The organism is Chryseobacterium sp. 2TAF14, assembly GCF_052115105.1.
Lineage (GTDB): Bacteria > Bacteroidota > Bacteroidia > Flavobacteriales > Weeksellaceae > Chryseobacterium.
Map to the genome: position 1 here is coordinate 1 of NZ_JBFRGA010000202.1, position 7,747 is coordinate 7,747.

A 7,747-nucleotide genomic window follows, 5' to 3' on the forward strand; every position below is an offset into this window, starting at 1 on the left:
ATAAAAGAGACACCGTAAAAACATTTGAAGCTTATAAAATAATTAACCATGAATAAGCTTAGGAAATTTATATTCGCATTTGAGGTTCAGAGGAATCATTCGGTTTTGTTCAGCAATTTGATTTTGATCATATTATCAATCAATATTTTGTCTTTACTACCGGACATCTTTACAATTTTCTCGAAAAACGGCATCATTAGCCCCCAAATAAATGCCTTGTTTGTAGACAACAGGCTTCTGACCGTGACGGATCTTACGGACCTTAGTGAAAAGCTGGGTTTTAGCTACAATAATGCCTTTACAATGATTATACTGATCTATATTATCTCAATTTTTTTGAGCCTGCTCAGTTATTTCAGAATTTTGTTTTCTGTACTTATTATTATGATACACACGATATTGCTGAATTCTACTTATCTTTTTTCTTACGGAGCAGATTTTATGATTGGTTTTCTGTTATATTGTAACTTTTTCTTTTCTTTAGCATCTGTAGAAAGCAAATACAGTATGGCCATCTATTCTTTTGCGCTAAGACTTATGCAAATACAGCTTTGCATTATTTATTTTTTCGGAGGCTTTGGTAAATATATAGGTCATGACTGGTACAACGGAAATGCAATGTGGATGGCTTTCAACCATTATATGAATGAGGATCTTTTAAATTTTCTGGCAGATAAAATTCCTAAAGTAATCTACATTATTCTATCAATTGGTATTATGTTTCTCGAATTATGCTACCCTATTTTGATGTACATAAAGAACACAAAAAAAATAACCATGATACTTATATTATTTCTGCATATAGGGATAGGATTGATGATCGGTTTATATACATTTGCTATTGCAATGATTGCGTTTAATATGATCGCTTTTTATCCGGATAAACTGGCAAGTATATTCAATTTTCAAAAAATAAACAATAATCGTATATGGCACTGGAAGTAAACTACATAAACTACATAAAAGACGGAAAGAATATTTTGAACGATATTAATTTGTTGTTAGACACGGGGATGTATGCCGTAATAGGATCAAATGGTGCGGGGAAAAGCACACTTCTGAAGGTAATTTCTACATTATTAAAACCGACTCAAGGCTCTGTGCTATATGAGAAGAAAAATATAAAAAACAACAGCGAATATCGCTCTAAACTCAGTTATATGCCGCAGAATGTAGGATTGATCAAAGATTTTGATATTGTAGACAACTTACATTACTTCGGTCTGCTGAAAGGATGTAAAAATAAGGAACTTAAAGCAAAAATATCTGCAATCATAAGTGATTTTGATCTTGAAGCACTAAAAAATGTAAAAGTTTTTAACTTATCCGGAGGAGTGGTTCAAAGAATAGGCATTGCTTTATCTTTAATCAATTCTCCCCAAATATTATTATTGGATGAACCTTTCAATAATCTGGACAGCACGGAAAGAAATAGGCTTTATGGTATATTACAAGAGATTTCTAAAAATTCTATAGTAATAATTTCAACTCATCTCATAACAGAAATTGAAAATATAGCTGATCAATTTATTTTTATGAAAGAAGGAAGTATAACTTTTGTGGGAAACAGGGATGAAAGCATTTCCAATTTTAGTGAAAAAACAAATAAGATATTTCCTAAAGCTAATATAGATGAGAATATGAAAGAACATTTTGAATCTGGAAAAACGATATTTGAAATGACCTCGGAATATTACACAAAATATTTTTAGAGATGAAGGAATTAATAAATCTTAGTCTCTTATACACAAAATACAATATCAGAAAAAAGAATTTTCTGATATTTACGGTGGTACTTTTAGTGTTGGGGTTTCTGCTGATACCCAATGAAAAGGCAGAATATGTTACATTTTATATTGGTAATATCTCCGTCTATCCTAATAAATTCTGGATCGGAAATATTGGTGCGGTATTTTCCAACATTATTATTTCAATTTTATTATTTTTTTTCATTGTCGGCGAGAGAGAAAATGAAATAATAAGTAATAAATATTATTTGGAAGAAACCTCAATATATAATTCATTTTATAAAAATCTATTTAAAATAGCAGCATTGTTTTTCATTTCGATTATTTTCTTGATTATTTTAAATGTTTCACTAATTGCTTCAAATTTTTCTTATGGAATTAACATTTTCGCTTACTTAAAATCACTATTTTATTTTTCTGTGCCCTTTTTGTTTTTTATTACTTCTATTATTTATTTTCTGGAAATTTATATACCAAAAAAAACAAGCAAGATCCTGATTTTTTTTGTAATAATCCTGATAATCCTGTTTAATGACAGATTTATTAATATAATTGGGCTAAATGAACTTTATATTTATATAGATAAAATTTCCCATACCCAAAACTATTTTGCAATAGGATACCTTAAGAAAAGTGAAAGAATAAGATTATTAGCCTTGCATTCCTATAATGCTCCATTATTTATTGTAGTAAAACTTTTTTGGCTGCTGCTAACATTTGTATTGATGTATGTAGTATCACTGATGAAAACTCCTGATCCTTCGGCAATTTTCGACAAAACAGCTGCAAATATTCAGGCTGGACATAAAAGCACAAAAAATATACCCAGAAATTTCTTACAAAACATTGTTCCTTTACAGCTTGACTTTTTTTCTCTTATTAAAAAAGATATAGTGCAACTAAGTCAAGTATATACACAAAAGAGAATAGTAGCCATCTTGTTTATATGGATTATACTATTTCTTACACCTATCACAAATGTTCAAAAACTTCTACTCCCAATTCTGATATTATATGTAATATATTTAAATAAAGATTTTATCTCAAAACTATATATCTATGATCTTGGTTACTTTATCCTTATATCACCATTCAAAAGATTGAAAATTTTTCTTTCTCAGACTGCTGTCATTTCTTTCTTATACCTATTTGTATGTCTGCCGCATTTAATAAAATTAGATTACAGAACAAGTCTCCTGGTTATACTGAATCTAATTATAGTAAGTATTTTGCAGGTCTTGACGATTAATTTATTAAAAAGAAGTCTGCTGGTAAATATCATCCTCATTATACTTTTTTCCAGTTATTTAACAGGAAAGCCAATTATTAATTTATTACTCTTTTGATTAAGCTAAAAGACTCTATACAAGACTATATCATCCCTCTATCCGAATGAAACACCAGTTGGTCGTTGTTGTAAGTGACGGTGGAGCTTTGCCACTTTCAAGGCAGCAATACTAGTATTCTGAGCCTTCACCGTCTCACTTAATGACCAGCCGATAACCTTTCTATCAAACAAATCAATGACTGTAGTAAGATTTTGATTCAAATAATTTTCAGCAGTAGGGTATCGATGGGAAGAATTGGTTGTTTTCTTAAATTTTTTCTTCACAATATTTTTCAGGTTGCTTTCTCCCATTAATCTAGCCACCAAAGAACGTGAGGCTCTCATTACTTTTGTTTCTAGTTCTCGGGCAATTCGAGGGCTTCCATATCTCCCATGGTTTCATTGATAAATTCTGAAGATTTCTGCTGATAAAATGATTCTTACCCGTCTCTATTGGAGAAGGTGCCTATCGCCTTTCTAAGATATCACGTTCAAACTTTGTCTTTTCAAGTCCCTTGCGAAGCCTTAGCAGCTCTTCTTTTGTGGGATCGAAGGAAATTTGTTTTTCCTTGCTAAGCTTACCTTCTTTGTGAAGTTTTCGCCAATTAATTAAACTTTCTTTACAGATCCCCAATTCTTCAGCTACTTAGGATACATTGCTTCGCTTCTCACTTAAAGATACTGCTTGGATCTTAAACTCTAAACTGTAATTTTTTCTGATCTTTTTCATACTCTTAAAGATAAAGAGTAAAAGAATTGTGTCATAACAAAGGTAGCAATTCCAATGTTGGGATTGTAATTCAAGTGATACTGATATTTACTATAATACTGTTATTACAGTTTCACCAAAAAATCGAATTAGCAATTGTTTGTATATTTTTTGTTTGTTAAATAATTTACACATAAAAATATGTGTTACTTCCTTAAATTTATATGACTTCAATTACCTTTTTTTTATGTACCACATTCCGTCCCCGAGCATTTTTTAGTTTGCAATAATGTATGATAAGAGTCATATTAATTCCCTTTCTAAGAGATTTTAATTTACGTTAAAAAAAGTTAAATTTGCCGTAATTTAGATTACTCCATATTTCATGCAAAAATTCTATCTGAGTGCATTTCTATGCACCACAGCGGTACTCTATTCTCAAAATATAGTATGGCAAAAAGATATTCTGCCAGAATATTTTTAAGCAGTTTTAAAAATTATGCGCATATACAAAGCATAAAAAAAGCTGTAATTAATTAAATTACAGCTTTTTAATACATTTTTGAGTGTTTTTGAAAAATTTACTTTTCATACTCTGCGGAGAGAGAGGGTTTTTGTAACTTCTTCTCGTCCTTTTATTGATAAGCATTTCGCTGTAGCATCTTGTGAAAGGCCTTAAATAGGGCATTTGCAAAAAAGTGGTAAAATCCTAATTTAAATTTTACGAAGTAAAGCTAAAAATTTCTGCTCAAATCGGCAAGTAAAAAGACCAAAATTTGAACAAGTTTTTTGAATTCAAACCAAGAATTTAATCCTTCTCTTTGCGTCTGAGATTCACGCTGTTGGACTAGGGAGCGCAGTATCTTTGGCTTCTGTTTTTCTTTTTTGAGCGAATATTGTAGAATAATTACTAAGATTAAAATAAATGATAATTTATCTTACTATTTTACTCAACTTTTACCTGCCCGTTCATCAACATAGGTAAAAGCCAGTCGCGAAGAGAGTTAAGTTGTTGGTTTTGTTGTGTATTTATTTTTATCTTTTTATCGAAAATTTGAACTTTAGCTTCAAATTTTTGCAATATACTTACTTTTGGACAAGCTAATTCCAGATTATGCAACTCATCCTTTGTAAGTGATCCAAATGTAGTTCCAACAGAATTTAAATAATCGAATTTCTTTTTAAAATAATTTATTTGATAGATTAGAAAAGAGTTAAATCCCTCTTTACTATTGATAGCTGCTAATCCTCTTCCGATACAACAGTTAGATAAAGCTATATTAATTGCTCCAATTGGAGCTCTTACGCTTAATAATATGTCGTTTTCATAGGCATATCTTGTAGGTGCGTTTGTAAAAACCCTATTTTCAGGATACCTCCAACCAAAATCTGTAGATCCTTGAAAAAAAATCATACCTTCTTGTAATTCGTTAAATGATTCTCCACTTGGAGATTGCCCCATTGTAATATTTGCTATTTCCACAAGCTTTTTTGATTCCCAACCTTCAGGAATCTCTCTTCTCAAAACTTCATTCCAAATCATCTTGCCACCGCTTGATTTATAGGGCTTTCCGTTTTCGTCTGGAAAATCAAACTGTACAAACCAATAGTCGTACAGCGTTTTAGCCATACGCTCTAAATTATCATTTATTGCAGTACTATGGCTATTTTTGTTTTTCATTCCTTTGCGCCTTCAAAAAATAAGAAAATTCAGTATAATGAAGGAATTAGTGAAGCAAGAAATAATGAATGCAATGCAAACAGTTTTAAACTTTCAACAGTTAATAATGTTAGAAAAGGTTGTACATCAATCTTTTCATTCTGTGGAGGTTACTCAAAAAAATAAGACTGAAGATGAATTGAAAACTGATAACATAAGCGTTTTAAATTTATTTATTTCGTCCAAAAAAGTGGAAGGTTGTTCTGAAAAGTCATTAAAATATTATTTTTCAACTATCGAGACTCTGTTTCGCAAACTAAAAAAGAAAGTTACAGAAATCTCTACTAATGATTTAAGATTCTATCTTTCAGAATATCAGGAAGTAAAAAAATCTAGTAAAGTCACCATAGATAATATTCGTAGGATATTTTCAAGTTTTTTTTCTTGGTTAGAGGATGAAGATTATATTTTAAAAAGTCCTGTACGAAGGATTCATAAAGTAAAGACCGCCAGAACTATAAAGGAAGTACTTAGTGATGAAGACATAGAAATACTTAGAGATAACTGCAAGCAAATAAGAGATTTAACTCTTATCGAAATATTAAGCTCAACTGGTATTAGAGTTGGCGAACTTGTAAAAATCAATATAAAAGACATTGATTTCCACGAACGTTCTTGTATCGTTACAGGTAAAGGAAATAAACAGCGTGAAGTTTATTTTGATGCAAGAACTAAGATTCACCTCAAGGAATATCTTCAAACCAGGAACGATGACAATGAAGCTTTATTTGTTTCCTTATCAAAACCTAATCAGAGACTTTCCATTGGTGGAATTGAAAGTATTTTGCGAAAACTGGGACAAAAAACCAAAATTAATAAAGTACATCCCCATAAGTTTAGAAGAACTTTGGCGACAATGGCAATTGATAAAGGAATGCCTATTGAGCAGGTTCAGAAGCTATTAGGTCATGTTAAAATTGATACAACATTACATTATGCGATGGTCAATCAGGCAAATGTGAAAATTGCTCACCGAAAATTTATTAGTTAAAATGAAGATATACGATTTAAGGCAGTTATTAACAATCAAAAACGGTAAAGATCACAAAAGCATTTTGGATGGTAGTATTCCAATTTTTGGAAGTGGGGGCATAATGCGTTTTGGAAATCAATATCTCTATGATAAACCAAGTATTTTACTCCCAAGAAAAGGGAGTTTGCATAACATTCAATTCTCAAAAGTGCCATTTTGGACAGTGGATACATTGTACTATACAGAAATTAATCAACAGCGTGTTGAGCCGTATTTTCTTTATAACTATCTTAAAATATTGGATTTAGAGAATCTAAATACAGGAACAGGCGTTCCAAGTATGACCTTTGATAGTTATTATAATTTAAAAATTAGTCTTCCCGAAATAAGTATACAAAAAAAAATTGACAAGATCCTAAGTGATATTGACAATAAAATTGATTTAAACAATCAAATAAATGATAATTTATCTTACTATTTTACTCAAATTTTACCTGCCCGTTCATCAACATAGGTAAAAGCCAGTCGCAGAGTTGGGAAAGTTGTTGATTTTGTTTTTTATTACTAATGATTTTTTCAAGCACAATACTTAATTTATTGTCTAGATTATTGATTAAATTTAGTGATGGTACTGCTATGTAGCTAGATTTTAGATGCTCAATAGTAATATGTCCCATTGTGGTTTTACGTAACTCCGCCATCATTTTAAAATGTTTTAGATAATTAAGTATTTCAAAATAGTAAAATGAACGAGGATATTTTTTTGAAATAACTTTAAATATATGTTGATTTAAAGCTGCTCTTCCCTCTGTCCAAATTTTAATATCCAATGTTGCTGACCAAGAAAATAAAACGTCCCCATCATTAATTATGTATTTTGAGGGAATGTCCATACCTACTTTTTCTGTATTATTTGAAATTCCATCATTCATTTCTCGAATCTTAATTACAGATAAATAATCGACTGATTCATTTTCCGGACGATATTTTTGACAAGCTAAGCCATTAATAAACTCGTTTGTTTGATATAAGCTTTTCACTTCCCAACCTTCAGGAATCTCTCTTTTCAAAGTTTCATTCCAAATCATCTTGCCACCGCTTGATTTATAGGGCTTTCCGTTTTCGTCTGGAAAATCAAACTGTACAAACCAATAGTCGTACAGCGTTTTAGCCATACGCTCTAAATTATCATTTATTTTAATCTTAGTAATTATTCTACAATATTCGCTCAAAAAAGAAAAACAGAAGCCAAAGATACTGCGCTCCCTAG

General features: G+C 30.6%; 7 protein-coding genes and 1 pseudogene. 5 read left to right on the forward strand and 3 right to left on the reverse strand.

Features of this window, described 5'->3' with window-relative positions; genetic code table 11:
- The first annotated feature begins 303 nt into the window (after window positions 1-303).
- The 3 genes from AB4Y90_RS15735 to AB4Y90_RS15745 are packed head-to-tail and all read left to right on the forward strand — an operon-like array spanning window position 304 to window position 3,094.
- Window positions 304-945: an HTTM domain-containing protein gene (locus AB4Y90_RS15735; RefSeq protein ID WP_441558535.1), complete on the forward strand. Its 642-nt coding sequence runs from the start codon at window positions 304-306 to the stop codon at window positions 943-945.
- A complete protein-coding gene (locus AB4Y90_RS15740) occupies window positions 930-1,712 on the forward strand; it encodes an ATP-binding cassette domain-containing protein (RefSeq protein ID WP_441558530.1) in 783 nt (260 codons plus the stop codon). The genes AB4Y90_RS15735 and AB4Y90_RS15740 overlap by 16 nt, the downstream gene beginning before the upstream one ends.
- A 2-nt stretch (window positions 1,713-1,714) precedes the next feature.
- Window positions 1,715-3,094, forward strand: coding sequence for a hypothetical protein (locus tag AB4Y90_RS15745; protein WP_441558531.1), 1,380 nt, complete (start codon window positions 1,715-1,717; stop codon window positions 3,092-3,094).
- A gap of 38 nt (window positions 3,095-3,132) precedes the next feature.
- Here the strand turns inward: AB4Y90_RS15745 and AB4Y90_RS15750 are convergent.
- A pseudogene (locus AB4Y90_RS15750) lies at window positions 3,133-3,462 on the reverse strand (IS3 family transposase); the annotation flags it as partial.
- Window positions 3,463-4,730: 1,268 nt separating this feature from the next.
- Window positions 4,731-5,465 (reverse strand): restriction endonuclease subunit S, encoded by a 735-nt coding sequence (locus AB4Y90_RS15755; protein WP_441558532.1) that lies wholly within the window; start codon window positions 5,463-5,465, stop codon window positions 4,731-4,733.
- 37 nt (window positions 5,466-5,502) lie between these two features.
- Here AB4Y90_RS15755 and xerA point away from each other — a divergent pair, with 37 nt between their 5' ends.
- Window positions 5,503-6,495: a site-specific tyrosine recombinase/integron integrase gene (gene xerA / locus AB4Y90_RS15760; RefSeq protein ID WP_349292823.1), complete on the forward strand. Its 993-nt coding sequence runs from the start codon at window positions 5,503-5,505 to the stop codon at window positions 6,493-6,495.
- Between the two features lies 1 nt (window position 6,496).
- A complete protein-coding gene (locus tag AB4Y90_RS15765; protein WP_441558533.1) occupies window positions 6,497-6,991 on the forward strand; it encodes a restriction endonuclease subunit S in 495 nt (164 codons plus the stop codon).
- Here the strand turns inward: AB4Y90_RS15765 and AB4Y90_RS15770 are convergent.
- On the reverse strand, window positions 6,957-7,747 hold a 791-nt coding region (locus AB4Y90_RS15770; RefSeq protein WP_441558534.1), incomplete at its 5' end, for a restriction endonuclease subunit S. The genes AB4Y90_RS15765 and AB4Y90_RS15770 overlap by 35 nt on opposite strands.